Genomic DNA, 25928 nt, shown 5'->3' with positions numbered 1-25928 from the left:
AGGACGCGGCAGGAGGCCGGGGAGGCTCAAGCTAAGCCTCCCCGGCCTCCTGCTGCCCTGCCGCCCCGCTCAGCCCGCGACCCGGCCCACGCCCCCACCCGCCGGGAGGGTCCGCACCAGCTTGCGGTTGGTGAACTCGAACATGCCCATCCGCGACAGCTCGCGCCCGTAGCCGGAGTTCTTGACTCCGCCGAAGGGGAGGTCCGCCTGCGAGGAGGTGGGGTGGTTGATCCAGACCATGCCGCTGTCGAGCCGGTCGGCCACCCGCCGCGCCCGCTCGGGATCGCTGCAAAACACCGCGCCCCCCAGGCCGTAGGCGGACGCGTTGGCGAGCGCCACCGCCTCGTCTTCGTCCGCGACCCGGTAGACGACCGCGACTGGGCCGAACAGCTCTTCCGAGTAGGCGCGCATGCCGGGCCGGACCCCGGTGAGCACCGTCGCGTCCACGAAGGCGCCGGGCAAGTCGGGCCGCCCGCCGCCCGTGACCACGGTGGCGCCCTGCTGAACAGCGTCCTGCACCTGGGCGTGCAGGTCCCGCGCGGCCCGCTCCGAGGACAGCGGCCCCAGGCGGGTGGCGGGGTCGGCGGGGTCGCCGGGATGCAGCGCGGCAAATGCCTGCCCCAGCTTCTCGACAAAGGCGTCGTACAGCCCGTCCACCACCATCAGCCGCTTGGCCGCGATGCAGCTTTGTCCGGTGTTGCCCAGCCGCCCGGCCGCCGCCGCCTTGACCGTGCGGTCCAGGTCCGGCGCGTCGAGGACGATAAAGGGATCGCTGCCGCCCAGTTCCAGCACGCACTTTTTCAGGTGGCGGCCCGCGATCTCGGCCACGCTGGCCCCCGCCCGCTCGCTGCCGGTGAGGGACACGCCCTGCACCGCCGGGTGGGCGATCACCGTCTCCACGTCGCTGATCTTCAGAAACAGGTTGGTGTAGACGCCCTCGGGCGCTCCGGCGTCGCGGAACAGCGTCTCCAGCGCCAGCGCCGACTGCGGGCAGATCTCGGCGTGCTTGAGCAGCACCGTGTTGCCCACCACCAGATTCGGCCCCGCGAAGCGCGCGACCTGGTACAGCGGGAAGTTCCAGGGCTGGATGCCCAGCAGCACGCCCAGCGGCGCGTGAACCACCGCCGCCTCGCCCCGCTCGACGGGCAGGGCTTCCGGCTCCAGAAAGCCCGGCCCCTGCTCCCCGTAGTACGCCAGGATGCTGGCGGCCAGGGCCACCTCGCCGCGCGCCTCGCGCCGCAGCTTGCCCATCTCCAGGGTGATCAGCGCGGCCAGCTCGTCGGTGCGCTCGAGCATCAGCTCCCCCGCCCGGCGCACGACCGCCGCCCGCTCGGCCACCGGCCGCTCGCGCCACGCGAGGTAAGCCTGATGGGCGCGCTCGACGGTGGGAATCACCTCCGCCGAATCCAGGGCAGGAAACTCGCGCAGGGTCTCGCCGGTGTAGGGATTGACGGTCGCGTAGGTCCGCTCGGCGGAGTCGCTGGCGGTCTTGCCGGGGTGGGGGGTGTCCAGGGTCATGGGAACGCTCCTTTGGGGACAGCTTAGAGCAGGCGCGCGTTTCCCCGGGCGGTGCCCGGACAGCCGGGGCGACTCAGGGTGCCGGAGGGCGTGACGGTTCCTCCTGCGGGCTGCCCCTGCCCTCCCGCAGCCAGGGCCAGCGGGCGCGGTAGTCCGCGACCTTGGCGGCGTAGAGGCCCGGCGTATGGTTGTGCCCGTTGGGCCGCAGGATTCCGGCGGCCAGGTCGGCCAGCCCGCAGGGGGCGTACAGCTCGCCCCGTGCGTCCACCCCGACGCAGGTGCATTCGACCAGAAACTGCCGGATGCCCTCGCGGGCGCTGCGGATCGGCGGGCGCGTGACCCCGTGTTTCTGGGGAAACCACAGGTGAACGCGGGCCTGGTTGCGGACTTCGATGCGGACGTCCAGGTCCCCGAAGAGCAGGGCGGCGCGGCGAATCACGGCGTCCTCGGCCTCGTAGCTGGGGTCGGCGTCCCAGTAGAACAGGTCGTAGTCGCGGATGCCCTCTCCCGGGGGCCGCCCGCTGCGCACGTTCCAGACCGTCTGAAACAGCGCCCCCGCGACGAGGTGGGCCTGCGGCGCCCCCAGCGCGGGGAGCCGGTCCAGAATCGCCGCGTTGACCGGGTTGCGCCGGATCACTTCGAGGAACTGCGGCGCGGTCAGCTCCGGCACCCCCAGCTCAGGCCCGCGCACGCGCCCCCTCGACCAGCGCCGGAAAACGTTCCACGCAGCGCCAACCGCGCTCCCAGCCCGGCCAGCTGTGGCCCAGGCGCAGGGGCGGGAGCAGGTGCGCCGGAAGCGCCAGCCCGCGCGCCCCCACGACGGCGCCCACCACGCAGGCCACCGTGTCGCTGTCGTCGCCGCCCAGCACGGCCCGCTCCACGCCCGCCTGCCAGGTCTCGGCCCGCGCGTGGGCGACCGCCGCCTCCAGCGTGTCGAGCACAAAGCCGCTTTGCGAGGTGACGTGGCCGTCCAGTGCGGCGCGGACGCGGGCGCGCACCTGGGTGTGGGCCGCGCGGTCCCCGGCACGGAAGGCGTCGTGCGCGGCGCGGGTGTCCAGCCCCAGCAGCCCGGCCTCGACCAGCACCGCGCGGCTGTCGAGGCCGTCCATCACCCCCAGGGCGGCCTCGGCGGCGGGGCGGTAGGGCAGGCCGCCCGCCAGCGCCTCCAGAAAGGCGGTCAGAAAGACGCTGGCGGCCACGCAGCGCGGGTCCGTGTGCGTCAGGGCCGTGACCGTGGCCGACTCGCGCGCCAGGTCCCCCTCCCGGAAGCCCGCGATCCATACGGCGGCCACCCGCATCAGGCCGCCATTCCCGGCGCTCTGGTGGCCGCTCTGCGTCCAGGCCCGCGCGCCCCCGTCCAGCCTGCCGTGGGACAGCGCCGCGCGGGTCAGGCTGCCCACGTCGGGCGGCCCGGCCCCCAGCCACTCGCGCAGCGCGGCGAGGACACCCTCCAGCCCCCCACCCCGCGCGTAGCCCAGCAGGGTCGCCACCGTCATCTGGCTGTCGTCGGTGCCCTCGCCAGGAGCAAAGCCGAACACGCTGCCCGGCTGGTAGTCGCGGAACTCTGCGCCGTACTGGGCACGGATCGCCTCCGGCGTCTTGAACTCGGTTGCCGCTCCCAGCGCGTCGGCGGCGGTCAGCGAGAGCAGCGTGTGCAGGTGTGGGTGGGTGGTCACGCCCCATTCTCGCTCAGCCACGGAAAGCCCCAGGGGTCTGCCGCGCACAGCGCATCCACCCGCGCCGCGTCATGTCGCCTGACCGGCAGCGGAAAGTCGGCAGGCGTGACCGGCACGCACAGCAAGGGCCGTACCCCGTCCGGACTGACCCAGTGCGGCTCGCGCACCGTGCCCAGACCCGGCCAGTCGTAAGGCGGCATCTGCTCGAAGCCTGCGCGCGGCAGCACGTAGACGAAGCCGGGCGAGAGCAGCGAGCGCCCGTCCGTGACCGCCGGGTCACGCGGCGCCAGCGACAGGAAATAGCGCATGGAGGACCACTCCCCGCCCGGCTGCTGCACCTGGAGCGCCATATTCAGCATCCGCGCCGCGCGGGAGCGGTCGCGCAGGGCGTACATCATCGCCCACAGGCCGTCCGAAGCCGCAAAGACGCCCGTGCGTTTGCTGAACTCATCCGGGCTGAGGTCGTGGGGCGTGCGCGGGGCGAACGCGCTCAGATCGCCCCGCGACGAGCCGTGCAGCAGGTGGCCTTTTCCCGCCAGCCCGTCCAGCAGGAGCCAGCGCGGCGCGCCCGCCCGCCACCGCGCCGGGTCTTTCGTCTCCAGCACGGCGTGCAAAGCGTTGAGCACTTCCTGTGACCGCTCGACCGGCGGGGTTGTGACCATCCAGGGCCGCATGGGCCAGCATGGCAGACGGTGGGGGGCGTTCGCCGCGGCTTCCTTGCCCCAGAACCCGGGCGCAGCCTCCGAATACCCAGACAGACTGGGCTTGACAAACTCTCTACCCAGGCAAACTATGTAGTCAGGCAAAGCTTTGCCAGGCTCGTTTGCCGGGCCAGCGACCGCACGGGACGCCGCGCGGCTCACGGCCCACCCTGTCACCGGAGGCCCCCATGAACCCCGACCTGCTGCGCGGCAACCTCGACCTGATTCTGCTCTCGCTGCTGGAGACGCGGCCCCTCTACGGCTTCGCCATCATCCAGCAGGCGCGCGAGCGGACGGAGGGCTACTTCGACTTCAAGGAAGGCAGCCTGTATCCGGCGCTGCACCGGCTGGAGCAGGCCGGGCTGCTGCGCGCCGAACCCGGCGAGGTGGGGCGCAACGGCAAGCCGCGCAAGTACTACGCCCTGACCGACCGGGGCCGCGAGACGCTGCGCGAGAAGCGCGAGGAATTTCGCGCCTTTTCCGGCGCCGTGACCCGGCTGGCCGGAGGCGGGACATGACCCGCGGTGTGGTGGCCCAGCCCACCCCCGCGCCGCTGGCCGCCTACCTGCGCCGCGCGACCTGGGGCCTACCCCGCGCCCGCGGTCAGGAACTGTGGGACGAACTCGAAGACCACGTGCTGACGCGGGTAGACCAGCTGTGCGCGCTGGGCGCAGGCCCCGCCGAAGCCCTCTCCCAGGCGCTGGGCGAACTCGGCCCGCCGAGCCGCGTGAGCGCCGGAATGACCCAGGTGTATCTGATGCCCAAATTGATGCTGTCGGCGGCGGCCGCCGCCCTGGCTCTTAGCGCCGCGCTGTATGCAGGAGCGGGGGGTGGGGGAGAGGTCATCACCCTGCCCGTGCTGACGCAGCGGCCCGCCAAGCCCAGTTGTGTACGCGGTACGGTTCCCCAGGATGTCACTGTCGTGAGTCGGCAAGGGAACGTCACGTGCTACACGTCCAATGATTCGCTCTCCTACCGGGGCGCCTTCCTGAGCCTCGCTGCGGTGCGCGACGCCCTGAACACGCAGGGCGCGCAGGCGAACATTGTGGATGGACGGTCGCTCGACTTTCGGCTGCCGGGGGGTGGCGGCGGGCGCTTGAACGCCTTGTTCACCACGAACGGCCAAGGGTATATCCCTGCTAGCGCGCTGGTGAATGTCGCGGCCGGCGGTCCCGCTGCCCTGACCCTCAGCGGCTACGCGGCTCCTCTGATGCGGCTAGGGGGGGTGCAGTTGCGCTTCGGCAGCGGTGAATCGCAGACGGTGGGACGGGACTTTTACGGAGAGGTGGTAATTGCGCTGGTCGGGCGACTGCTGCCACCCCTACCGTCAAACACGCCTCCAGACCTGTCGGTGAGCTACAACCTGACCGGAGGCTCCCTCCACCGCGTTCAGACGGGCCTGCCTGCGGGCGAAGTGGTGCTGATGGTGACCCGTCGGAGCGCCGGAAACGACTATGAGACAGATACGGCCGAAGTGCAGCCGGACGGCTCGGTCGGGCTTCGCAGCGGCCGGGGCAAGCTCCGCTTCGTCTCCAGCGTGGACCAGCTCTCCCCCTACCCCAGCGGTGGGCGCATTCCGGCCCTCCTCGTCCGGGTTACCAACGTCCCCCTGAATAACCTCAAAGCGGGCATCTTCACCCCCGCCCAGCTCGCCTCCGACGCCAACTAACCCTCCTCCCCCGGCCCGCCTCCGACCTGTTCTTCCAGCAGGTACGCGAGGCGGGTCTGGGCGTTGTCCTGGCTGCCGTACACGCTGCGCAGGAGCTTACCGCCGGGCGCAAAGGCCAGCCAGTGGGGCGTGCCCTCCGTCTCCCAGGCGCGGGCGAGGTCCCCGGACACGTCGAGCGCGACCGGGAAAGGCAGCCGGGCGAAGTCGCGGGCGAACTTCACCAGCGTCGGCTCCACATCCTCCCGCGCCAGGGGGCGGTGGCCCCGGCTGGTGTGCAGCGCCAGCAGCCGCACCCGCTCGCCGTGTTCGGCGTGCAGCCGCTTCAGAAAGGGAAGGCCGCGCGACACGCACCCCGCGCATTCCAGGTTAAAGACCATCACCAGGCCGGGGCGGTCCCAGGCAGCGGGCGGGGGCAGGGCTTCGCCATGCACGAAGTCCTCGGGTGCGGGCCAGGGCAGGGAAGAAAGCATGGAGCGAGCGTACCCCGGTCCCCCCGCTATCGTGCGGGGCGTGAGTGCTTCCGCTGGTGCTTTCTGGCCCCCGTTCTGGCGCGGCTTCCGTGCCCTGACGCCGCTGTGGTTGGGCCTGATTCCTTTTGCGGTGGCCTACGCGGTCACCGCGCGGGCGGCGGGTCTGGGCCTGTGGGAGACGCAACTGATGAGCCTGACCGTGTTCGCGGGCGCCTCGCAGTTCGCCGCCGCCGGGCTGTTCGCGGGCGGGGCCTCGGCGTGGGGGATCGTCGCCACCACCTTCTTGCTCAACGCCCGGCACGTCCTGTACGGCCTGAGCCTGGCGCGGCAGGTGCCGCTGAGCCGGCCGCAGCGCACCCTGGCCGCACAGTTCCTGACCGACGAGGCGTATGGGGTGGCGGTGGTCCACGGCCCGCGCGAGCCGGGGGGCCTGAGTTTTGCCTTTCTGCTGGGGGCCGAACTCAGCCTGTACGCCGTGTGGAACGCCGCCACGCTGGCGGGCGCGCTGGCCGGCGCCGTGCTCCCCGACCCCGCCGCGCTGGGGGTGGGCGTGATTTTCCCGCTGGCCTTCCTGGGGCTGCTGGTGCCGCTGCTGAGAGACCGCAAAGCCGTGCTGGTCGCCCTCGCGTCGGGCCTGGGGGCCTGGGGCCTCGCGCGCGCGCTGCCCGGCGGCCTGGTGGTGCTGCTCGCCGGGGTGGGCGGGGCGCTGTTGGGGGCCTGGCTGGTCACCCGGGGTTCAGGGGCGGGAGCCGAGGGCCAAGTGCCGGAGGCTCAGCCGTCAGAGGTGCAGCCGTGAGCGTTCTGGCCGTCATAGGGCTGATGTGGCTGGCGACCTACCCGGTGCGGCTGCTGGGCCTCAGCCTGGGGCGGCTGCGGCTGCCGCCCTTCTGGCTGGCTTTCCTGCGCTTCGTGCCGGTCAGCGTGTTCGCGGCCCTGATCGTGCCCGACATCCTGGGCAGCCCCGAGTGGCCCCGGCGGCTGGTCGCCTGCCTGGTCGGCGCGGGGCTGATGTGGCGCACCCGCCACCTCGCGCTGGGGATTCTGGGCGGTTTCGCGGCGTACTGGGCGGCGCGGCTGCTGGGCCTCTGAGTGGCGGGGCCGGACCGGGGCGCCAGGGGAGGCCGTGGCCCCTGGGGGTCCCCGCCGCGCTATGCTGGCGGCGCATGACGGGGCAGGCGGCGGTGATCGACGGAAAATACGAGATCGTGCGGGAGGTGTCGCGCGAGGGGCACGTGACCCTCAGCGAGGTCCGGGCGGGCGAGGGCGTGACCCGGCAGGTCGCGTGGTTCGACGTGACCTCGCCCGCCGCGCGGCAGGGCTTTCACGCCTACCGCGCGGCCCTGCGCGCCGTGGCCCCGGCGGGCCTGACCGACGTGGTGGCGCGCCCCGGCGCCTACTACGCGGTGTGGCAGCCGGTGACGGGCACGCCCCTGTCCGAGGTCGCCGCCCAGCCGGTCAAGCACGAGGAGACGGTGCAGGCGGTGAGCGCCTTGGCCGCCGCGCTGGCCGAGCACGGCTACGCCCTGCCCGACGCCGACGTGGTCGTCGAGGGCCGCGACGTGCGGGTGGCCTACCTGCGCCCCGCGCCGCCAGAACGCACCCCCGAGGAGGTCGCCCGCCTCAACGCCCAGGCGCTGGCCGCGCTGAGCGGCGGCCGGGTGCGCCGCCAGCGCCGGCGCGAGCCGGGCGCGTGGCTGAGCTTCGTGCCGGGCCTGCTGCTGCTGGGCGGCGCCGTGTACCTGGGGACCCAGGCCGCGCGGGTCTACCTCAACCCCCCCGTGCGCGAGGTGGCCGCCGTAACCGGGAAACCCGGCCAGGACGCGGCCCGCAGCCTCACCCGGGCGGGCTTCCGGGTCGAGTACGCGCTGGGGGACGCGCAGGGCGTCCCTATCGGCGCCGTGATTCGCCAGGACCCCGCCGCCGGGACCAACCTCCCGGTGGGCCGACTGGTCACGCTGACCGTCAATAACCCGCCCTCGGTGCCGGTGCCCCGGCTGGAGGAACTCACGGTGGACCAGGCCCGCACCGCGCTGCGGGACGGGGCGCTCGCGCTGGGCAAGGTCATCCGCGCCGACGGTACCCTCACCAAGACGCCCCAGGGCCGCGTGATCGCGCAGGTGCCCGAGGCGGGGGCCACCCTGGAGCGCGGCCAGTCGGTGCAGCTGATGGTCTCGACCGGCGTACGCGGCAAGGAGACCTGGCTGGGCAACCTGACGGGCCTGCCTTACGCGGCCGCTCTCCAGCAGGTCCGCGTTGCCGGTCTGGTCGTGACCCGCGTCATTCAGCAGCCCAGTGACGCCCCCGAGAACACCGTGCTGGACCAGACGCCGGCCAACTACGTGCGGGTTCCGGTCGGCAGCCCGGTCGTGCTGACGGTCGCCACCGCCCGCGCCAGCGCGCCCAGCCAGCCCACCGAGAGCCTGCCGCTGCCCCCGCCCCCGGTGCCCGAGACCCCCGAGCCAGAACTGGGCGTTCCCAGCGAAGGGGACGGCGGCGCGCCTGCGGTCACGCCCCCGGCCCAGACGCCGACGCCAGAGACGCTGACCCCGGAGACGCCCGCCGCCGGGTCCACGACGCCTGCGCCCCCGCCCGAGAGCCTGCCCGAGGCCCCCGCCGCGCCCGAGCAGTTGCCTGCGGCTCCCCCCGCCGACGACGCGGCGGCTCCCCCGGAGGCCCCCCCGCGCACCGTGAATTTCCGCTACGAGTTTCCCGCCGACCTGCCAGCGGGCAACTACACCATCTCGGTGCGCGACGCCGACGGCGAGCGCGAGCTGTACGGGGCCACCGACAGCAGCCAGTTCGCGGGTGCGCTGGCCGAGGGTGACGAGCAGGTGCGCGGCGACGCCGTGTTCATCATCCGCCGTGACGGCCAGGAGTATGCCACCGTCACGCCGTAGAGGCTGCTCGGGAAGCGGTTCGGCTTCCCCGCCTCCCTCACGGCACGAGGTGACCTTTCGACGTCCCCTTGGCTGGTAGCCTGGGTCTCCCACGGCCCTGGCCTGTGCCGTGTTCGCACTTCCCATGATCTACCTCGACTACGCCGCCACCCATCCCATGACGCCCGAGGCGCTGACCGCCTACGCGCGGGCCGCCGCCTTGCCCGGCAATCCGGCTTCCGTTCACGCGGCGGGGCAGGCCGCCCGTGAGCGGCTGGAAGAAGGCCGCGCCCAGGTTGCCGCCGCGCTGGGGGTGGACCCCCGGACCCTGATCGCCAATGCGGGCGGCACCGAGGGAGACAACCACGTGCTGCTGGGGGTGGCCCAGGCCTGGCGGGAGGCCCACGGGCGGCCCGGCCACCTCGTCACCACGCTCACCGAGCATTCCGCCGTGCTGGCGCCCGCGCGCTGGCTGGCGGCCCAGGGCTGGGACGTGACCTTCCTGCCGCCCGACCGGGAGGGCCGCTACGCCCCGGACCAGCTCGCGGAGGTCTTGCGGGCCGACACCGCGCTGGTGTCCATCCACCACGCCAACAACGAGACCGGCACCGTGCAGGACACGCCTGCGCTGGCGGCGGTCGCCGCCGCGCGGGGGGTGCCGTACCACACCGACGCGGTGCAGGCGCCCGGCGTCTTGGCACTCGACCTCACCGGCTGGGGGGTCCGTTTTGCCACCTTCAGCGCGCACAAGTGGGGCGGGCCGCGCGGGGTGGGCTTCTTGTACCTGCGGCGCGGCGCGGCGCTGCCCCCGGTCACCCTGGGGGGCGGGCAGGAGGGCGGCGTGCGCCCCGGCACCCAGAACACGGCGGGCGTCTACGCGGCGGGGGTGGCCCTCACCCACGCCCAGGCGGCGCGGGAGGCGACCCACGCGCACCTGGCCGCCCTGCGTGACCGCTTTCTGGAGGGGGTGGCCTGCATTCCGGGTCTGCGGGTCAACCATCCGCCCGGGGGCAGCCCCAAGGTCGCCTCGGTGACGGTTCCCGGTGCGGACGGCGAAGCCCTGCTGATGAACCTCGACCTGCTGGGCGTCTGCGCCAGCGCGGGCAGCGCCTGCGCCGCCGGGACGATGCAGCCCAGCCACGTGCTGACCGCCCTGGGCCTCTCGGAGGCCGAGGCCCGCGCCTCGCTGCGCTTCAGCTTCGGGGCGGCGACCACCCCCGCCGAGGTGGACGCGGCGGCGGCGGCCCTGCGGCAGGCGGCCGAGTTCAGCCGGGCCTGAGGGCGGTCCGGGGGCCGGGCTGGGCTTAGAATCTCCCCCGTGGCCGTCTCCTTTCCCCTGCTTGCCGTGGACATCGGCAACACCAGCACGGTGCTGGGCCTCGCGGACGCCGACCTGAGCCTCACCCATTCCTGGCGGGTGCGGACCAACCGCGAGATGTTGCCCGACGACCTCGCCCTGCAACTGCATGGCCTGTTCGCGCTGGCGGGCGCCGGGGTGCCGCGCGCCGCCGTGCTGAGCAGCGTGGCGCCTCCCGTCGGGCAGAACTACGCGCTGGCCCTGCGGCGGCATTTCCGGGTCGAGGCCCTGGAGGTCAGCGCCGAGGCCCTGCCCGACGTGACGGTGGACCTCGACCAGCCGGGCAGCGTGGGGGCCGACCGCCTCGCCAACCTCTTCGGGGTGGAGCGGTACCTGGGCGCCCACGAGTACGGGGTCGTGGTGGATTTCGGCACCTCCACCAACTTCGACGTGATCGGGCGCGGGCGGCGCTTTCTGGGCGGGGTGCTGGCGACGGGCGCGCAGGTCAGCGCCGACGCCCTCTTTGCCCGCGCCGCCAAGCTGCCGCGCATCACCCTCCAGGCGCCGGCCAGCGCCATCGGCAAGAACACCACCCACGCCCTGCAATCCGGGCTGGTCTTCGGGTACGCCGAGATGGTGGACGGGCTGCTGCGCCGCATCCGCGCCGAGCTGCCCGGAGACGCCGTGGCGGTCGCCACCGGGGGCTTTGCCCGCACCGTCGAGGGCCTGTGCCGCGAGATCGACCACTACGACGAGACCCTGACCCTGCGCGGCCTGGTCGAGCTGTGGGCCAGCCGCCCCGGAGTGGCCGCCGCGGGGCCACCCTCCTCGGCGGGCACCTTCTGACCGGCTGACCCTCCCGGCGCCCCGCGATCCGCGAGGCGGGACGGCGCCTGCCCCGGTCTGCACACCCCGGCGCAGAATGAAACCATGAACACCATGTCCGCCGCGCCGCTTCAGGCCCTGCTGGAAGACCGGCGCCTGCCCCCGGACGCCCGCGTGGTCGTCAGCGGCAACCACGCGGTGCCCTGGCGGCTGCTGGAACTGCTCGACCGCACCCTGCCCGGCTACCGCCTCAGCGCCCTGAACGCCCCGCAGGGCCTGCCGCGCCGGGACGGCGTGAGCTACGAGACCTCCTTCGTGGGACCGGGGATGCGCGGCAGCGCCCGGCTGAGTTACACCCCCGCGCGGCTCTCGCAGGTGCCGCTGCTGTTTTCCACCACCCGGCCGCCCGACGTGCTGCTGCTGCACGTGTCTGCCCCCCGGGGCGGGCGGGTGTCGCTGGGCACCGAGGTCTACATCCTCCCGGCGGCCATCGAGGCGTGCCAGGCACGCGGCGGGCTGATCCTCGCGCAGCTCAACCCCCAGATGCCCTACACCTTCGGGGACGGGGAGTATCCGCTGGCGCTTTTCGACGGCCTGCTGGAGGTGGACGAGGCGCTCGCCTCGCCCCCCGCGCGGGCGGGGCAGACGCCGGGGGCGGCCGGGGCGGCGGCGCGCATCGGTGACCTCGTGGCGGCGCGGGTGCGGGACGGCGCGACCCTGCAACTCGGCATCGGGGAGGTGCCCGACGCCACCCTGCCGGGCCTGAGCCGCCGCCGCCGTCTGGGCGTCTGGTCGGAGATGTTCAGTGACGGCCTGCTGCACCTGGATGCGGCGGGGGCGCTGGACCCGGATCGCCCGGTGGTCAGTTCCTTCGCCTTCGGGTCGCCAGAGCTGTACCGCTGGCTGGACGGCAACGAGCGGGTGGTCATGCGCCGCACCGAGGTCACCAACGACCCCGCCCAGATCGCCCAGCAACCGCAGATGACCAGCGTGAACACCGCGCTCCAGGTGGACCTGTTCGCCCAGGCCAACGCCAGCCGCATCGGGGCGCGCATCCACTCGGGCTTCGGCGGACAGACCGACTTCATCGTGGGGGCGCTGCACTCGCCCGGCGGCCAGGCCCTGATGGCGCTGCGCTCCTGGCACCCCAAGGCGCAGGTCTCCACCATCGTCCCCACCTTGCAGGAACCCACCACGTCCTTTCAGCCCACCGCCGTGGTCACCGAGCAGGGCGTCGCGGAGATTCTCGGCCACGACGAGAAGGCGCAGGCGGCGGCCTTGATCGAGCAGGCCGCCCACCCCCACGCCCGCGAGCACCTGTGGTACGAGGCGCGGCGGCTGGGCCTGACGTAGGCAGGAGAACAGAAAAGGAGAAGGTGGGCGACCGGAACTCCCGTCGCCCACCTGCTTCGGCGCTCCACCAGCGGCGTGCCGCGCGCTACACGCCCGTCAGCAGGATCAGTTTGTGAATCGCCCAGCCCAGCGCGATGCACACCGGGATGGTGAAGACCCAGGCCTGGGCGATGCGCCCGGCGACCTGCCACTTGACCTTGCGAAAGCCCTTGGTCGTGCCCACGCCCATGATCGAGCTGGAGATGGTGTGGGTGGTGCTCACCGGAATCCCCAGGTGGGTCGCGGCGGTGATGACGGCGGCGGCGCTGGCCTCGGCCACGAAGCCGTCCACAGGCTTGAGGTCCACCACCTTGAAGCCCATCGTCTTGATGATGCGCCAGCCGCCCACGCTGGTGCCCAGGCCCATCGCCAGGGCCGCCGAGAGGATGATCCACAGCGGCACTTCCCCGATCTGGGTGCCCAGGTAGGCGCTCAGGGCGAACGTCATGATGCCCATCGCCTTTTGCGCGTCGTTGCTGCCGTGCGAAAAGGCCATAAAGGCCGCCGAGACGATCTGGAGCCAGCGGAAGGTGCGGGTGACCGTGCGCGGGCGCATCCACCTGAGCACCAGCCATGACAGCAGCGCCATGAAGACGATGGGCACGAGGAAGCCCAGCGCCGGGCTGCTGACCAACCCCGTCAGCGTTTTTTGCACCCCCCGGGGAATGATGATGCCCCAGCCGCCCGACGCGACGCCCGCCCCCACCAGACTGAAGATCAGCGCGTGGCTGGAACTGCTGGGCAGCCCTTTCCACCAGGTGAAGAGGTTCCAGAGGATCGCGCTCAGGAGCGCTGCCCCCGTCAGCTCCAGGGTGGCGAAATCCTGCGGCACGATGTCGGTGGCGATGGTCTTGGCGACCGCCGTGCCCGAGAGTGCCCCCACCACGTTGAGGATGGCGGCCATGGCGATGGCCTGGGCGGGCGTGAGGACCTTGGTGGCGACCGAGGTGGCGATGGCGTTGGCGGTGTCGTGAAAGCCGTTGATGAAGTCAAAGGCGAGGGCCAGCGCAATGATGACCAGAAAACCGATAAGCAGCGTATCCATGCGTCGTGAGGAGTCTCCCGGCTCAGGCGTTTTTGAGCAGGATGCTCTCGACGGTCTTGGCGACGCGCTGCGCCTGGTCGGAGGCGTCCTCGATCAGGTCCACGATCTCGCCGCCGCGCATCGCCCGGATCATGCCGGGAACGTCGTGGACGCCGTCGTACAGCTGGCGCTGCACCTCGTCGCTGATCAGGTCACCCTCGTCTTCGAGCTGGCGAATCTGCTGCGCCAGCGCGGCAAGGTCGCGGATACGGTCCTTGCTCTCGATCAGGGGCATCCCCTGCGCCAGCAGCGCGCACTGCTGCTCGACCACCCGGGCCAGCCGCGCCATCTGCGGCAGGGGCTTTTCGACCCCGTAGAGGCTGAGCTTGCGCGCGGCGTCCTCCATGTCGTCCACCAGGTCGTCGAGTTCGTTGTTCAGCGCGATGATGTCCTCGCGGTCAAACGGCACGATAAAGGACTCGGCCAGCATGTTGGTGATCTCGCGGGTGATGCGGTCGCCCTCATGCTCCAGGTCGCGGACGCGCTGCACCTTGACCTCCACGTCGGTGTAGTTCTCCAGCAGGTCCACCAGCGCCTGGGCGGTGACGTGCGCGTTGCGGGCGGCTTCAGCAAATTTCGCGCTGAATTGGGGGTTCTTGGGCATGAATTTTGACAGCACCATGACAATCCTCTCGATTCTCCGCGACTTTGTCAGCTCGGCGTCAGGGCGCGGGCAGGGCAAAGCGGGAGGCCCCGGAGTGGAGGCCTCCCGCGCAGGGCCGAGTCTAGCGGTTACTTCACGTTCAGGGGCTGGGTGAAGGTCGCGCGGCGCTGCTCGGCGTCGCTGCCGATGGTGTTGGCGCCGGGCGGGGTGCTGCCCGCGTCGGGGATGATGTCGCCCGCGCCGTAGCCGTCGCCGCCGAAAATGCCGCCCACCACGTTGACGCCGCCTGCCGGGGCGCCGCTCAGGCCCAGCGCCGACCAGGGAACCGCCAGCTCGACGGTCTGGGCCGGGAGGGTGCCCGCCGTGGCGACGGTGTAGCGGCCCGCGTCCACGGCAGGCGTGGCGGTGTCGCTCTGCACCAGCCGCAGCTCGGCGTTCTGGTTCTCGTAGCGGGGAATGAAAGCGTCCACGCCGCCCATGCCGCCGCTGAAGGTCGCCGCCTGCCGCCACGCCTCGAAGCGGTCGGCCTGCGCGGCGCCGCCGTCTTTGAAGTCGAGGTACACGACCGCCTTGTTGCCCGACACCCGGTAGGTGTAGGCGAGGTACAGATACTGCGCGTCGCTGTCGGCCCGCAGGGTCAGCCAGTTGTTGTCGGCCCCGAAGACGCCCTCGGCGGGACTCTGAACGCTCACCTTGGGGGCGGTCCAGTCGCCCAGATCGCCGTCCACGCGGTACTTCCCGACCACCGTGCCCCCGGAGGCGGCGCGCGTGAGGTCGAAGTCCACGCCCGTCGCCGGGGCGGTGGCCTGCCGGGTACCGGGAGCGTAGCCCTCCGCCGACGCCTTCAGGGTGTGCGCCCCCGCCGGGGCAAAGAGGGTGTAGGTCCCGTCCGCAAAGGTCAGGGCGTAGTTCAGCGCGGGGTCGGCGGTCGTCGCCTCGACCAGCGCGCCGCCCAGCGGGGTCCCGGCTCCGGTGACCCGGCCTTCGACCGTCGCGCCCGGCACCGGCTTGTCGATGAAGTCGTAGGTGCCGCTGTAGCTGCCGTCCCCGCTGCCCACCACGTAGGAGCGGTCGCCCTGACCCGGTCCCTCGTAGCCGCTGTTCTTCGCCCCGGGGCCGTCGTTGCCGAACTTGAACTTGATCTCGCGGAAGAGGGGCAGCTCGATGTCCGTCTTCCAGAGGCCGCGAGAAGCCTGGGTCATGGGGTACTCGACCTGCGAACCCGTGTCGAAGCGCCGCAGCTCGATGGGGCCGTTGCCCTGGCTGCGGGCGTCCACCGTGAAGCTCACCTTGACCGTGTTCCTCGCGCTGGGCGTGGCCTTCACGCTGGCGCCCCGGCTCTCGGCGCCCTGCGCGTCCACCGTGACCACCCGGAAGGTCGTCTCGGCGTCGTTGGGCAGGCCGCGCGCCAGGAAGGTGGTCTGGGTTTTGGGCAGCGGCGCGAAGTTCAGCAGCCGTTCCTGACCGCCCGCGGTGCGCGCGTAGATGCGGTAGCCGGTCACGGCCGCGTCCGTGCTGGCCGTCCAGCGCAGCTCGGCGGCGCCGTCCCCGGCCCGCGCGGTCAGCCCGCTCACCTCCGGCAGGCGGGGGTTGACCGTGCCCGCCGCGCTGCCCGCTTGGGCCGTGATGGCAAGAGCCGTGCGGGCGGGGACCATGCCCACGAGCTTGCCGTCGCTGAGGCCGAGGTTGGTGACCCTCCCCGTGATTTCCTGGATCGGCGTGTTAGCGAAGGTGCCCAGCAGCGGAATGCCGCCGCCCGTCAGCGTGGCGAGGTCCACGGGCGCGTCCCCGTTGTTGATCACCACGACCACCGGCTGCCCGCCCCGGTTGTCGGTCGCCACCCGGCGGTAGGCGAGGATCGGGGCGCCTCCATTCGGCCGCCACAGCTCCTGCTGCGCCCCGCGCGTCAGCACCCGGTATTTCGCGCGGGCAGCGGCCAGGGCCGCCAGCCGCTCGTCCAGCGTGCTCTGCGCCAGCGCGGCGAAGTTCATGTCCTCGCGGTTGCCCTTGCCCAGTTCGTAGTCATAGGGATCGCCCAGGCCCGGCTGCGCGATCTCGCTGCCCTGGTACACGCTGGGCGTGCCGCGCGAGGTGTAGATCAGGCTCAGCGCGAGGTCCAGGCGCTCGCGGGCCTGCTCGGCGCTGCCGCCGCGCTCGGTGACCTCGCTGACAAAGCGCCGCACGTCGTGGTTGTCCACGAAGGTGGTCAGGCGGGTGGGGTCGCGGTAGGCGCCGTCTTGCGCGAACACGTCCGCCACGCGCCCCAGGTCGCCGCCTGCGCTGCTCACCTGGTCCTTGAGGGCGAAATACAGCGCGAAGTCGAACACGCTGGGCGATCCCAGCTCGTCCATGAAGCGCGCGAGGTAGGCCGGGTTGCCGTCAAAGACCTCGCCCACCGACCAGATCTTGCGGGGATCGCCCGCGCCGCCCGCCGCGAAAAACTGCCGCCAGTAGCTGTCCGGCACGTGTTTCATGGTGTCGATCCGCAGGCCGTCGATGCCAGTCTCGCTGCGCCAGTGGTTCACGAACCGGTTGAGGTACTGGGTGACCTCGGGCACTTCCTGCTTGAAGTCGGGGAGGCCCGCCAGCGGGCAGTCCACGACCGGGTTGGGGCTGGCCTGGCACTCGGCCTCGGTGTGGAACCACTCGGGATTGGTCTTCGTGAGGGTCGCGCCGTAGCCCGCGTGGTTCACCACGATGTCCTGGATGATCTTGAGGCCGTTTTTGTGCGCCACGTTCACCAGCGCCTTGTATTCCGCCAGCGTGCCGAAGTGGGGATCGGTCTGGAAGAAGTCCTCGGCCCAGTAGCCGTGGTACCCGGCAAACAGCTGGCCCTTGTTGACCTTGTCCTGCGCCACGATGGCCGGAACCTGGAGGACCACCGGACTGATCCACAGCGCCGTGAAGCCCATCTTCTTGAAGTAGCCTTCCTCGATCTTGGCCTTCAGGCCCGCGAAGTCGCCGCCGTGCCAGCCCAGCGGATTGGAGCGGTCGGCGTGGTCGCCCGCCCCGCGCGCCGCGCCGTTGTCGTTGCTGGGGTCACCGTTGGCAAAGCGGTCGGTCATGGCGAAGTAGATGACCTCGTCACGCCAGTCGCGGACGTCGGTGCCGGGTCCGGGCGCCCGGCCGGGGGCTTGAAAGACGCCGCAGGCCGACAGCGACAACGTGAGGGCCGCCAGGGCACTGAGGCGCCCCACCTTCTGGAAGCGTTTCATAGGTGAACCTATTGGACGCTGCGCTCCCGCTGGCTGTCAATCTGCTGACGGTCTGCTGGGTGGGGGAAGGCTTAACCTGAACCATGCAAGCGATCTGGCAGGGCGAGGTGATCGCCGAGTCGCAGGACACGGTGGTCGTGGAGGGCAACCACTACTTTCCGCGCGCCAGCGTGCGAGACGAGTACCTGCGCCCGTCGAGCACCCACACGGTCTGCCCCTGGAAGGGCACGGCGTCGTATTTCACGCTGGAGGTCGGCGGCCAGCAAAACCCCGACGCCGCGTGGTACTACCCCGAACCCAAAGACGCCGCGCGCCAGGTGGCGGGCCGGGTCGCCTTCTGGCGCGGGGTGCAGGTCGTGCCCGGGGACTGAGCGGGGAAGGCGGGCGGGGAGGGGAGAGCGGAGAAGCAGAATGGGGAGTCAGGCGGCGGCCGTGGCCGGGGAGGTCGGCGGCGCGGCCAGGGCCAGCGCCACACAGTTGCCCCCGGCCGTGTGGGCGCGTTCCAGCGCTTCCTCGGCGTCGGCCAGCAGGGCGCGGCCCGCGCTGTGGCCGCGCCACAGCGCCACGCCGACGCTCACGGTGGTCAGCACGCCGCCCAGCGGGCGCGAGGCGACCCGCAGCCGCAGCCGCTCGCCGCTGATGCGGGCCGTGCGGGCGTCCGGCACACGCATCAGCACCGCGAAGCTGCCGCGCTCCAGGCAGCCCACCACGTCGCCGTGACGCACCGCCGCGCTCAGCGTCCGCGCGAGGTGGGCGCGCAGGGCCTCGGCAAACGCCACCCCACGTTCCTCCTCGATGCGTTCCAGGCCGTCGATACGCAGCGCCATAACCGCCAGCCCCGGCCCCTGGCGCCTCAGGTGGGCCGTGAGCAGCCGCGTCAGTGCCCGGCGGTGCGGCAAACCCGTCAGGGCGTCCCGCTCCTCTTCGGCCAGGCCCGCCCAGGCGCCCTGCCGCGCCAGATCGCGGGAGCGCCAGGCGGCCGTCTCCTGGCCCAGCATGGCGGCGGCGCTTGCCAGCAGCAGCTGGGCCAGCCAGCCCAGTACCGCCCCCCCCGCCGGACCCCAGCTGGAAAGCGGCCCGGTCAGGGCGGCGACGGTCAGGCCCAGCGTCAGGCCCAGCGCGCCCAGGCTGACCACCCGGCCCTGGGTCTGCCCCAGCAGCCAGCCGGGTGCCAGCAGCAGCACCAGAAACCAGGGCAGCAGGCCCCCCAGGGCCGTCACGTCCGCCGCCGCGTCCGGCCGGAACAGGGTCAGCGCCAGTTGCCCCAGCAAAAAGGCCCAGCCGCCTGCCAGCAGCAGCGCGTCCAGCACCCACAGCGGGCAGCGCGGCGTCGCCGAGAGCACCAGGGCCGCCGCCAGCAGCCCCGACACGCCCAGGCCCAGGCCCAGCGCGGCGGGAGGCGCGGGCCAGCTCAGCGTGAGCGTCAGCAGGCTGCCCACCAGTGCGAGGGGCAGCACGCTCTGGTAGGTGCCCCGCTGCCGGTCCACCCCGCCCCCCAGCCGCCGCCCGGACCAGGGTCTGGTCAGGGGCAGGGCGTCTGAGAGCGGCAGGAACGGATCTCGCATACCCGGGCAGGAAAACACGCTCCGCCTCACTGGAACCTGACATCTGCCCCCCTGCCGCTGGGGGCGCCGCTTCCCCCAGCGCCCGCCGCCCGCCGGGGCGTTGACACCTCCGGGCCGCCCTGCTAGATTGTCACCCGCTCGTCCGCAAGGACTGGTCGCTTCTTTCTCCTCCCGGTGCGCGGGTGTAGCTCAGCTGGTTAGAGCGCACGCCTGATAAGCGTGAGGTCCCCAGTTCAAGTCTGGGCATCCGCACCACTTTCCCCCTGCCAGGGGGACTTTTTTTGTGCCTTTGCCTGACTTCCTGCGCTCAGGCGAATACCCACAATCTGCCCAAAACCGCCTGAGAAACTATGAATCTTGAGTGAGTTGCCGCTTCTGGCATAGGTTTAGGGCATAGCCGACACGCCGAATTGGAACATTTCTTGCGTTTCTATGGAGGTCGACACGACCCGACCTTACTCACTTTGGTCTTAATTTTCGTATGGCGCCCACTGTATACATCATTTTAGATGTTGAGGCGATACTCAGATCTCTCAGGTACTTTATTTTACACATTGAAAGTCATGAGGCGCTTCCTTGAAAAGTCCGTATTGATCGCTGGATTTTGAAAGGATTAAGTTTTCTCACCATGAGGCATTCTTCAGGAACTACAGTTTTGTTAGAAAACCGACATATGCGCAGGGGGTGACCATGAAGTCCACTTCCGGATAGCCGTGCGGTCGATCCTTCAAGCACCCTGAACGCGGGATGAGGAACAGACGTAAGACCCGTTCTCAGGGACGTTTCGTGCGACTTTCACTCATGCAGGACGCGGCGGCCCAGGCCCGGGCCTTCGCGGCGGTGGCGTGCGCCGCTTGGCGGTACGCGCAGCCGAAAGGGAGAGCCACCATGCAGGGATTCAAGTATCTCGGTTTGGCCTTGACCGGTGCCCTGATTCTCTCCGCGTGCGGCAGCACGGCGCCGCAAACGGCGCAGCCGCCTGCCGTGCAGCCCCCCATCGTTCAGCCGCCGGTGACGCCGCCCGTGACGCCCCCGGTGACGCCGCCCGTCACCCCGCCCGTGACGCCGCCGGTCACGCCTCCCGCCCCCGGCTGCGCCACCCTGACGGTCAATCTGCTGAATGTCGCCCCGATCAACGGGATGGTCGTGGCGCCCATCAGCGTGAAGAACGAGGCGGGAGACACGGTCTTTTCCGGCACGGCGGTGGCGGGGCAAAAGCTCTCGGCCACCTTTGCGGCAGGCCGCTACACGGTGGTCGGCCACCAGATGCAGGGCTACGAGGCCCCCAACACGCCCCAGAGCGTGAGCCTCGACTGCGCCGCCAACAAGGACGCCTCGGTCTCGCTGGAATACCGCACGGCCCAGGTCGCCCAGCAGCAGGTCGCCAGCATCGCCTTTAACGGCGACACCCCGGTCACCGACGCGGGCGGGGCGGCCCTGCCGGGGCTTCAGGAAGCCAACGCCAACAAGGACGTGATGCTGTACGCCTCGCAGACCGAGGAAGCCGTCCTGGTGCAGATGGTCGTGCGTGACGCGGCGGGCGCGCCGGTGCCCGGCGCCCGGGTGAGCGTCACGGCGGACAGCCCGTCGGTGAGCATCATCGCGGGGCACGTCCAGATGGGTGCGGCGCCCGCGCCGGCGCTGAGCGCGCAGGCCCTGAACGCCACCGCCTTCTCCGACGCGCAGGGCGTGGTGCGTTTCACGGTCTACGCGACCAGCGCGCCCGCCTACGGCACCCCGGTGAAACTGGTGGTGAGCGCCAGCGACGCTTCCGACGCGCCCACCAGCGCCGCGCTCGCCGAGTTCAAGATGTTCTTCACGAACATGAGCCACCTGTATTACCGGGGCGACACCAGCTTCGGCGCCAGCGCGACCATTCCCACCGGTCAGCGCCTCGGGAAGAACGTCGGCTCGTTCGAGAACAACTGGTTCAACGCGGCCCAGCGCCTGCACACCTTCGGCACGGTCGCCTACACCAAGCAGCCGCAGTCGGGACCCTTCCCGGTGGGCGGCGAGCAGTTCCCCGGCTTCGTGCGCTACACCCTCGAACCCGTGGCCGGACAGGAAGGCGACCTCCAGCGCCTCTTCCTGACCACCAACGCCAGCGCGATCAGCGGCTCCGGCAGCGTGGACGCCTCGGGCGCCCAGAACGTCTACCTGCGCCCGGCGCTCGACCTGACCGCCCAGGAACTGCCCCTGACGGCCAACGTGCGCGCCGACTACTACTACCGGGTCGTGTTCGGCGGCGTGCCCTACGACTTCTTGCTCAAGAGCTACACCTTTGGCAAGACCTTCAGCGGCGCGGCCCTGGAGATCGAGAAGACCGGCCCCAACATCATCACCTGGACCGGCTTTGCCCGCACCACGCCCGCGCAAAACCCCCTGGCGCCCACCGACGTGAACCTGCCCCCGAGGCTCGACAACGCCAACCGCACGGCGACCACCGAGGACAACTTCACGGTCGGCAAGACCTACACCTACCAGATCCGGGTGCGCAACACCTCGGGCACGGTCGCGCGCAACGTCACGGTCCGCGACGAGCTGCCTGCCGAGCTGGGCTACGTGCTGGGCAGCGCCCGCCTGGTGGACGCGGGCGGCGCGAGCGCAGGCACCATCGCTTCGGACTACGACCTGAACACCCACACCATCGATTTCAACGAGATCGGTGACCTGGCTGCCGGGGCCGAACTGAGAATCGCCATTGACGTGTACGCGCGCCAGAAGCCCGGCTACGCCTGGAACGACAACGACCGCGACGGAGACAGCGACCCGGTCTCGGCCCTCCAGGGCGCCTACGGCATCACGCCGCCCGAGACGAGCGCCAACCTCGACGCCGAGTACGAGGACCCCTACGACATCAAGAACCGCGCCAAGGTCACCGCCAGCAACGCCGCCGAGGTCGACGCCTACAAGTACATCCACGTGGTGCGCCCGGTCGCCCTGATCGACAAGGACGCGCTGGACCCCGAGGTCGTGACCAACCAGCAGGCCGAGTTCGAGATCGGCGTCTTGAACATCGACCGCTCGACGGTGCTGGAAGTCGACCCGCGCATCCGCACCGCCTACGGGCAGCTCAAGAGCCGCTTCCCGAACGAGTACGGCCAGGAGGGCTTCCTCTTCAACGCCCGCATCGAGGACACCTACGGCCCGGCCTTCAGCGGCCCGGTCGCCCGCGACGAGCAGGGCAACATCCTGGCGCTCGAACGCTTCGACCAGGCCAACGCGGGCGACCGCCGGGTGGGCCTGAACCTCGGAACGCTGCCGGTGGGCGCCTCGCGCACCATCCGCATGACCCTGCGCGGCGAGGTCGTGGGCGACGAGAACGAGAACTGCGTGCGGCTGTTCGGCTGGAACCTCAACCAGGTCGCCCGCCTCGAGACGCCCGAGTACCTGCAATACGAGGGGCCGTTCGGTGAGGTCCCGAACCTCGATCCCTTGCAGCGCTACACGCTCGACCGGGGCCGCAACTTCCTGGAAGACTGCGCCTACGTGGACATCGTCGGCAAGCCCGCCTGGGGCCGCGACCTGTGGGACAACAGCATCGCCTTTAGCGAGTTCAACCAGGACCGCGGCACCGACGCCTACCCGGTCGGCTCGCAGTACGTCTACGACCTGTACTACGAGAACGAGGGCGAGAGCGCGGCGACCAACGTCTTTATCGACGCGGCCCTGCCCAGGATGGCGAACTTCATCAGCAGCCGCTCGATCCTGGTGCGCTTCCGCAACAGCGACGGCGCCACCACGACCCGCGTGCTCGATCTGCGCGATCCGTCCACCTGGAGCTTCACGGTTTCCGGCTCGGCGGTGACGGCCCTTCCCGCCGACGACCAGCGCAGCTTCCGCTTCCACGTCGACCGCATGGACCCCGGAGACCGCCTGTGGCTGGAATTCCAGGTCGTGGCGAGCCAGAAGGGCGACGACCTCTTCCGCTCCTCGATGACCTGGGATCAGGGCAACGGGCGCAAGCTCGAAGACAGCGAGCACACCTTCATCACCGACTGAAAGCCCCCCGGCTTCACGGGAAGACCCCTGCCTGCGGGCGGGGGTTTTTCCCTGCCTGATTCCCCGCCCGACCCCCTGGGCCGCACCTGCCCGCACCAGGCGGCGAACAACCCCGGCCCGCTGTGGACCGGGGCTGCGCTCGCCTGTTGGGGGTCTCAGATCAGGCTGAGCTGCGCGCCCTCTTCCAGGTGCGCGAGGTGCTCGGGCAGGCTGCCGGGCTTGTCCATCACGATCTGCTCGGCCTTGTACGAGGAGCGGACGAGGGGCCCCGACACGACCTCCAGGAACCCCAGGCCCATCGCCTCCTCGCGGATGTCCCCGAACTCGGCCGGAGAGACGTAGCGCTCGACGGGCAGGTGGTGCATGGTGGGGCGCAGGTACTGGCCAAAGGTCAGCACGTCCACCCCGGCGGCGCGGCAGTCGGCCATCGCTTCCCGCAGTTCCTCCCGCGTCTCGCCCAGGCCCAGCATGATCGAGGTCTTGGTGATCACGTCGGGGCGTGCCCGCTTGGCGTGGGCCAGCACCGAGAGCGTGCGGTCGTAGCTCGCGCGGATGTCACGCACCGGGTGGGTCAGGCGCCGCACCGTTTCGAGGTTCTGCGCGTAGGTGTCCACGCCGCTTTCCAGCACCAGGTCCACGCAGGCCGCGTTGCCGCCGAAGTCGGGTGTCAGCGCCTCGACGCGCGTTTCGGGATTGACCTTCTTGATCGCCGTCACCGTCTTGGCGAAGTGGTAGGCGCCGCCGTCGGGTAGGTCGTCGCGGTCCACCGAGGTCAGCACGACGTATTTCAGGCCCATCAGCCGCACCGAGTCGGCCACCTGCGCGGGTTCGCCCAGGTCGAGCTTGCCCATGGGGTTGCCGGTGTCCACCGCGCAAAAGCGGCAGGCACGGGTGCAGATGTGGCCCATCAGCATGAACGTCGCCGTGCCCCGGCTCCAGCACTCCCCGATGTTGGGGCACATCGCTTCCTCGCAGACGGTGTGCAGGCGGTGTTCCTTGACGATCTTGCGGACCTCGCCGAACACCTGCCCGGTCGGGATGGTGACCTTGAGCCACTCGGGCTTCTTGTCGCGCACCGGCACCGAATCCTTGCGGTAGATGCCGTTCTTGACAAAGCGCGCTTCTTGGGGGTTGGATTCAGGCTGGGTCATGGCTTAACTCCCCGCTGCGGCGAGTTGCGGCAGCGTCCAGTCGTAGGCTTCAAAGGTGGTGTGAAAGGCGCGGGTGAGGGCGTCCTGGGCCTCCCCGACGCCCGCAGTCCGGTTCAGGCCCCGCAGAGCGTATTCGCGCTCGACGCTGGTCATCTGGGTGCCCGAGAGGCCGCACGGCACGATCAGGTCGAAATGCTGGAGATGGGTGGTGACGTTCAGGGCCAGGCCATGCAGCGCGACGTGCTTTTGCACCGCCACCCCGAACGACGCGATCTTCTGTTCGTACTCGCGGCCGTTGACCGTTCTCGGGTCCACGTACACGCCCGCGTAACCGGGATTGGGCCGGGCGTCCGGGAGGCCGAGGTCCCCCAGCGCCCGGATGGTCGCCGCCTCCAGCAGCCGCAAGAAATCCTGCACCCGCCGCCCGACCGGAAAGATCGCGTAGGCGACCAGCTGGCCGGGGCCGTGGTAGGTCACGTCGCCGCCGCGCTCGACTTCCAGTACCTCGATGTCCTGGGCGGCGAGGTACTCGCGCGTCACGACGATGTTCTGGCCCTCGCGCGCCTTGCGCCCCAGCGTCAGCACGGGCGGGTGCTGGGCCAGCAGCAGCGTGGGCTGGCCCCCCGCCGCGACCTGCGCGTGGTGCTCCTTTTGCCGGGTCCACGCCTCGCGGTAGGGCACGGCTCCCAGGTCCAGCACGCGAAAAGGTGCGTCTCTCACGCCCCGGATTGTACGCCGCTCCCGCCCGGCCCCACCGTGCCGGAGGACGACATTGCGGGACAGATTGACGCGCGCGGCTGGTCAATCCTCGTGCTTGCGCTGGTCCGTCTGGAGGCGGCGGGGCCGGGGCCGGGGGGGGCCTAGCCCTCGCGCAGTTCCTCGGCCCGGCGCTGCGCGGTCTGGGCGAGGTCTTGCAGCGCCTCGGCCTGCTGGGCAGGGGAGGCCGCCGTCTCGCTGACCTGCTCGGTGACCGCTTCCCCGATGCGGGTCAGGGCGCCGAGCTGCTCGCCGGAAGCCTCGTCGAGGTCCGCGATGCGCTCCACAAGCTGCTCCCCGGCCTCGGCCAGCGCCTGCACCTCCTCGGTGGCGCTGAACTGCCGGATGGCGTTGACCCGCCCCTGGTGCTCGGCGCTGACGCGCTCCAGCCGCGCGACCTCCTCCAGCGTGCTGGCCTGCGCCCGCGCCGAGGCCACGATGGTGTTCAGCGCCCCGACCTGGGCCTGCACCCGCTCGTGAATGCGGCGCAGGGCCGTGACGCTGACTTCCCCCACGGGCGTCTGCGCCACGTCGTCCAGCGCGCGGCAGACCAGGGCGTCCAGCGCCTCGGCCGCCGTGAGCTGCGTCTCACCGCTGTGGACGATCTCGGCCAGGGCGTGCGCGTGGGCCTCGCGCTCCCCGGGGGCGGCGGCCAGCGGCAGGGTCCGCAACTGCTCGGTCGTCAGCCGCACGACCTCGCGCAGGGTGTCGGTCGCGGCCAGCCCCTCGCGGCCCGCCCGGATGATGCTTTCCAGCGTGCTGCTCTGTGCCCAGCCTGCCGCCCCCACATGCTCGCGCGCGCGCGCCTCCCGCACCCGGCGGCGGTGCTCGCCCACGGCCCGCTGCGCGGCGGCCAGCAGGGCGTCCCTCTTCTCGGCATCCTTCACGCGTTCCATGCTGCGCCCAGAGGAACGTGAGAAAAGTGTCGCCTGGCCTTGAGGTCTGGACGCGCGGGCAGCTCTTCCAGGGCTGCCTGCGGCCCCTGGTCCGGGGCGGGCCGTGCCCCGAACGTCCGGTTCCCCGCCCCGGCCCCCTTGAGCGCGCCCGCTGCGGCCGCGTATACTCCCAAGGTCTGCCCCGCGCTCTAGGCGTGGGCGCGTACAGCAGGGCCAAGAACGTCTCTGCCC

At 71.2% G+C, this 25928-nt stretch carries 22 protein-coding genes and 1 tRNA gene; 11 read left to right on the top strand and 12 right to left on the bottom strand.

What is annotated here, in order from left to right:
- Positions 1-69: 69 nt before the first annotated feature.
- From HNQ09_RS05180 to HNQ09_RS05165, 4 genes are all read right to left on the bottom strand, one after another.
- Positions 70-1518 (bottom strand): NAD-dependent succinate-semialdehyde dehydrogenase, encoded by a 1449-nt coding sequence (locus HNQ09_RS05180; protein WP_184026411.1) that lies wholly within the window; start codon positions 1516-1518, stop codon positions 70-72.
- 73 nt (positions 1519-1591) lie between these two features.
- Complete coding sequence (locus HNQ09_RS05175) at positions 1592-2209, bottom strand: nucleotidyltransferase family protein (protein ID WP_343057620.1); 618 nt, start codon at positions 2207-2209, stop codon at positions 1592-1594.
- Complete coding sequence (locus tag HNQ09_RS05170; RefSeq protein ID WP_184026409.1) at positions 2196-3194, bottom strand: ADP-ribosylglycohydrolase family protein; 999 nt, start codon at positions 3192-3194, stop codon at positions 2196-2198. The genes HNQ09_RS05175 and HNQ09_RS05170 overlap by 14 nt, the downstream gene beginning before the upstream one ends.
- Entirely contained in the window at positions 3191-3856 is a 666-nt protein-coding gene (locus HNQ09_RS05165; protein WP_184026407.1) for a hypothetical protein, read from the bottom strand. Before HNQ09_RS05165 ends, HNQ09_RS05170 begins: the two co-directional genes overlap by 4 nt.
- A 227-nt stretch (positions 3857-4083) precedes the next feature.
- On the opposite strand from HNQ09_RS05165, the gene HNQ09_RS05160 reads away from it, so the two are divergent.
- Positions 4084-4413, top strand: coding sequence for a PadR family transcriptional regulator (locus tag HNQ09_RS05160; RefSeq protein WP_184026404.1), 330 nt, complete (start codon positions 4084-4086; stop codon positions 4411-4413).
- On the top strand, positions 4410-5564 hold the full coding sequence (locus HNQ09_RS05155; RefSeq protein WP_184026402.1) for a permease prefix domain 1-containing protein: 1155 nt from the start codon (positions 4410-4412) through the stop codon (positions 5562-5564). Before HNQ09_RS05160 ends, HNQ09_RS05155 begins: the two co-directional genes overlap by 4 nt.
- On the opposite strand, the gene HNQ09_RS05150 is transcribed toward HNQ09_RS05155, so the two are convergent.
- The gene (locus HNQ09_RS05150) at positions 5561-6034 is read right to left on the bottom strand and encodes a TlpA family protein disulfide reductase (protein WP_184026400.1); all 474 of its coding nucleotides are present in this window, start codon (positions 6032-6034) and stop codon (positions 5561-5563) included. The two genes, HNQ09_RS05155 and HNQ09_RS05150, sit on opposite strands and share 4 nt — an antisense overlap.
- 40 nt (positions 6035-6074) lie before the next feature.
- Between HNQ09_RS05150 and HNQ09_RS05145 the strand changes: the two genes are divergently transcribed.
- From HNQ09_RS05145 to HNQ09_RS05120, 6 genes are all read left to right on the top strand, one after another.
- Complete coding sequence (locus HNQ09_RS05145) at positions 6075-6830, top strand: AzlC family ABC transporter permease (protein WP_343057619.1); 756 nt, start codon at positions 6075-6077, stop codon at positions 6828-6830.
- Entirely contained in the window at positions 6827-7123 is a 297-nt protein-coding gene (locus tag HNQ09_RS05140) for an AzlD domain-containing protein (protein ID WP_184026395.1), read from the top strand. Before HNQ09_RS05145 ends, HNQ09_RS05140 begins: the two co-directional genes overlap by 4 nt.
- A gap of 74 nt (positions 7124-7197) precedes the next feature.
- On the top strand, positions 7198-8931 hold the full coding sequence (locus HNQ09_RS05135; RefSeq protein WP_184026392.1) for a PASTA domain-containing protein: 1734 nt from the start codon (positions 7198-7200) through the stop codon (positions 8929-8931).
- Positions 8932-9055: 124 nt separating this feature from the next.
- The gene (locus HNQ09_RS05130) at positions 9056-10189 is read left to right on the top strand and encodes a cysteine desulfurase family protein (RefSeq protein WP_184026912.1); all 1134 of its coding nucleotides are present in this window, start codon (positions 9056-9058) and stop codon (positions 10187-10189) included.
- Positions 10190-10228: 39 nt separating this feature from the next.
- Positions 10229-11053: a type III pantothenate kinase gene (locus tag HNQ09_RS05125; RefSeq protein ID WP_184026389.1), complete on the top strand. Its 825-nt coding sequence runs from the start codon at positions 10229-10231 to the stop codon at positions 11051-11053.
- A gap of 84 nt (positions 11054-11137) precedes the next feature.
- Positions 11138-12385 carry an acetyl-CoA hydrolase/transferase family protein gene (locus HNQ09_RS05120; RefSeq protein ID WP_184026386.1) on the top strand — a complete coding sequence of 416 codons (1248 nt, stop codon included), beginning with the start codon at positions 11138-11140 and terminating at the stop codon, positions 12383-12385.
- An 85-nt stretch (positions 12386-12470) separates the two neighbouring features.
- Here the strand turns inward: HNQ09_RS05120 and HNQ09_RS05115 are convergent, their stop codons facing one another.
- The 3 genes from HNQ09_RS05115 to HNQ09_RS05105 form a co-directional block, all read right to left on the bottom strand.
- On the bottom strand, positions 12471-13469 hold the full coding sequence (locus HNQ09_RS05115; RefSeq protein WP_184026383.1) for an inorganic phosphate transporter: 999 nt from the start codon (positions 13467-13469) through the stop codon (positions 12471-12473).
- A 22-nt stretch (positions 13470-13491) separates the two neighbouring features.
- Positions 13492-14130: a DUF47 domain-containing protein gene (locus tag HNQ09_RS05110; RefSeq protein WP_184026380.1), complete on the bottom strand. Its 639-nt coding sequence runs from the start codon at positions 14128-14130 to the stop codon at positions 13492-13494.
- 110 nt (positions 14131-14240) lie between these two features.
- Entirely contained in the window at positions 14241-17327 is a 3087-nt protein-coding gene (locus HNQ09_RS05105) for an alpha-amylase family glycosyl hydrolase (RefSeq protein WP_184026377.1), read from the bottom strand.
- Between the two features lie 83 nt (positions 17328-17410).
- Here HNQ09_RS05105 and HNQ09_RS05100 point away from each other — a divergent pair, with 83 nt between their 5' ends.
- Positions 17411-17698, top strand: a complete 288-nt coding sequence (locus HNQ09_RS05100) for a DUF427 domain-containing protein (RefSeq protein ID WP_184026373.1) — start codon at positions 17411-17413, stop codon at positions 17696-17698.
- A 48-nt stretch (positions 17699-17746) separates the two neighbouring features.
- Here the strand turns inward: HNQ09_RS05100 and HNQ09_RS05095 are convergent, their stop codons facing one another.
- Positions 17747-18892 (bottom strand): sensor domain-containing diguanylate cyclase, encoded by a 1146-nt coding sequence (locus HNQ09_RS05095; protein ID WP_184026370.1) that lies wholly within the window; start codon positions 18890-18892, stop codon positions 17747-17749.
- Between the two features lie 178 nt (positions 18893-19070).
- On the opposite strand from HNQ09_RS05095, the gene HNQ09_RS05090 reads away from it, so the two are divergent.
- Positions 19071-19147: transfer RNA gene (locus HNQ09_RS05090), tRNA-Ile, on the top strand.
- A 633-nt stretch (positions 19148-19780) separates the two neighbouring features.
- The gene (locus HNQ09_RS05085; protein ID WP_221269637.1) at positions 19781-22894 is read left to right on the top strand and encodes a DUF11 domain-containing protein; all 3114 of its coding nucleotides are present in this window, start codon (positions 19781-19783) and stop codon (positions 22892-22894) included.
- Between the two features lie 155 nt (positions 22895-23049).
- On the opposite strand, the gene lipA is transcribed toward HNQ09_RS05085, so the two are convergent.
- The 3 genes from lipA to HNQ09_RS05070 form a co-directional block, all read right to left on the bottom strand.
- Positions 23050-24045, bottom strand: coding sequence for a lipoyl synthase (lipA, locus tag HNQ09_RS05080; RefSeq protein WP_184026366.1), 996 nt, complete (start codon positions 24043-24045; stop codon positions 23050-23052).
- Between the two features lie 3 nt (positions 24046-24048).
- A complete protein-coding gene (lipB, locus tag HNQ09_RS05075; RefSeq protein ID WP_184026363.1) occupies positions 24049-24765 on the bottom strand; it encodes a lipoyl(octanoyl) transferase LipB in 717 nt (238 codons plus the stop codon).
- A gap of 140 nt (positions 24766-24905) precedes the next feature.
- The gene (locus HNQ09_RS05070; protein ID WP_380002787.1) at positions 24906-25688 is read right to left on the bottom strand and encodes a hypothetical protein; all 783 of its coding nucleotides are present in this window, start codon (positions 25686-25688) and stop codon (positions 24906-24908) included.
- Between the last annotated feature and the right edge of the window lie 240 nt (positions 25689-25928).

It is taken from the genome of Deinococcus budaensis (assembly GCF_014201885.1).
GTDB lineage: Bacteria > Deinococcota > Deinococci > Deinococcales > Deinococcaceae > Deinococcus > Deinococcus budaensis.
Note: the sequence above shows the minus strand (reverse complement) of the source record. Positions and strands in the feature narration are given on the sequence as shown.

Excerpts from the sequence above, each read along its gene's own strand:
- HNQ09_RS05180 (WP_184026411.1), bottom strand. The coding sequence starts at position 1,518 with ATGACCCTGGACACCCCCCACCCCGGCAAGACCGCCAGCGACTCCGCC.
- HNQ09_RS05165 (WP_184026407.1), bottom strand. The coding sequence starts at position 3,856 with ATGGTCACAACCCCGCCGGTCGAGCGGTCACAGGAAGTGCTCAACGCT.
- HNQ09_RS05160 (WP_184026404.1), top strand. The coding sequence starts at position 4,084 with ATGAACCCCGACCTGCTGCGCGGCAACCTCGACCTGATTCTGCTCTCG.
- HNQ09_RS05155 (WP_184026402.1), top strand. The coding sequence starts at position 4,410 with ATGACCCGCGGTGTGGTGGCCCAGCCCACCCCCGCGCCGCTGGCCGCC.
- HNQ09_RS05150 (WP_184026400.1), bottom strand. The coding sequence starts at position 6,034 with ATGCTTTCTTCCCTGCCCTGGCCCGCACCCGAGGACTTCGTGCATGGC.
- HNQ09_RS05135 (WP_184026392.1), top strand. The coding sequence starts at position 7,198 with ATGACGGGGCAGGCGGCGGTGATCGACGGAAAATACGAGATCGTGCGG.
- HNQ09_RS05130 (WP_184026912.1), top strand. The coding sequence starts at position 9,056 with ATGATCTACCTCGACTACGCCGCCACCCATCCCATGACGCCCGAGGCG.
- HNQ09_RS05120 (WP_184026386.1), top strand. The coding sequence starts at position 11,138 with ATGAACACCATGTCCGCCGCGCCGCTTCAGGCCCTGCTGGAAGACCGG.
- HNQ09_RS05115 (WP_184026383.1), bottom strand. The coding sequence starts at position 13,469 with ATGGATACGCTGCTTATCGGTTTTCTGGTCATCATTGCGCTGGCCCTC.
- HNQ09_RS05110 (WP_184026380.1), bottom strand. The coding sequence starts at position 14,130 with ATGGTGCTGTCAAAATTCATGCCCAAGAACCCCCAATTCAGCGCGAAA.
- HNQ09_RS05105 (WP_184026377.1), bottom strand. The coding sequence starts at position 17,327 with ATGAAACGCTTCCAGAAGGTGGGGCGCCTCAGTGCCCTGGCGGCCCTC.
- HNQ09_RS05100 (WP_184026373.1), top strand. The coding sequence starts at position 17,411 with ATGCAAGCGATCTGGCAGGGCGAGGTGATCGCCGAGTCGCAGGACACG.
- HNQ09_RS05095 (WP_184026370.1), bottom strand. The coding sequence starts at position 18,892 with ATGCGAGATCCGTTCCTGCCGCTCTCAGACGCCCTGCCCCTGACCAGA.
- HNQ09_RS05085 (WP_221269637.1), top strand. The coding sequence starts at position 19,781 with ATGCAGGGATTCAAGTATCTCGGTTTGGCCTTGACCGGTGCCCTGATT.
- lipA (WP_184026366.1), bottom strand. The coding sequence starts at position 24,045 with ATGACCCAGCCTGAATCCAACCCCCAAGAAGCGCGCTTTGTCAAGAAC.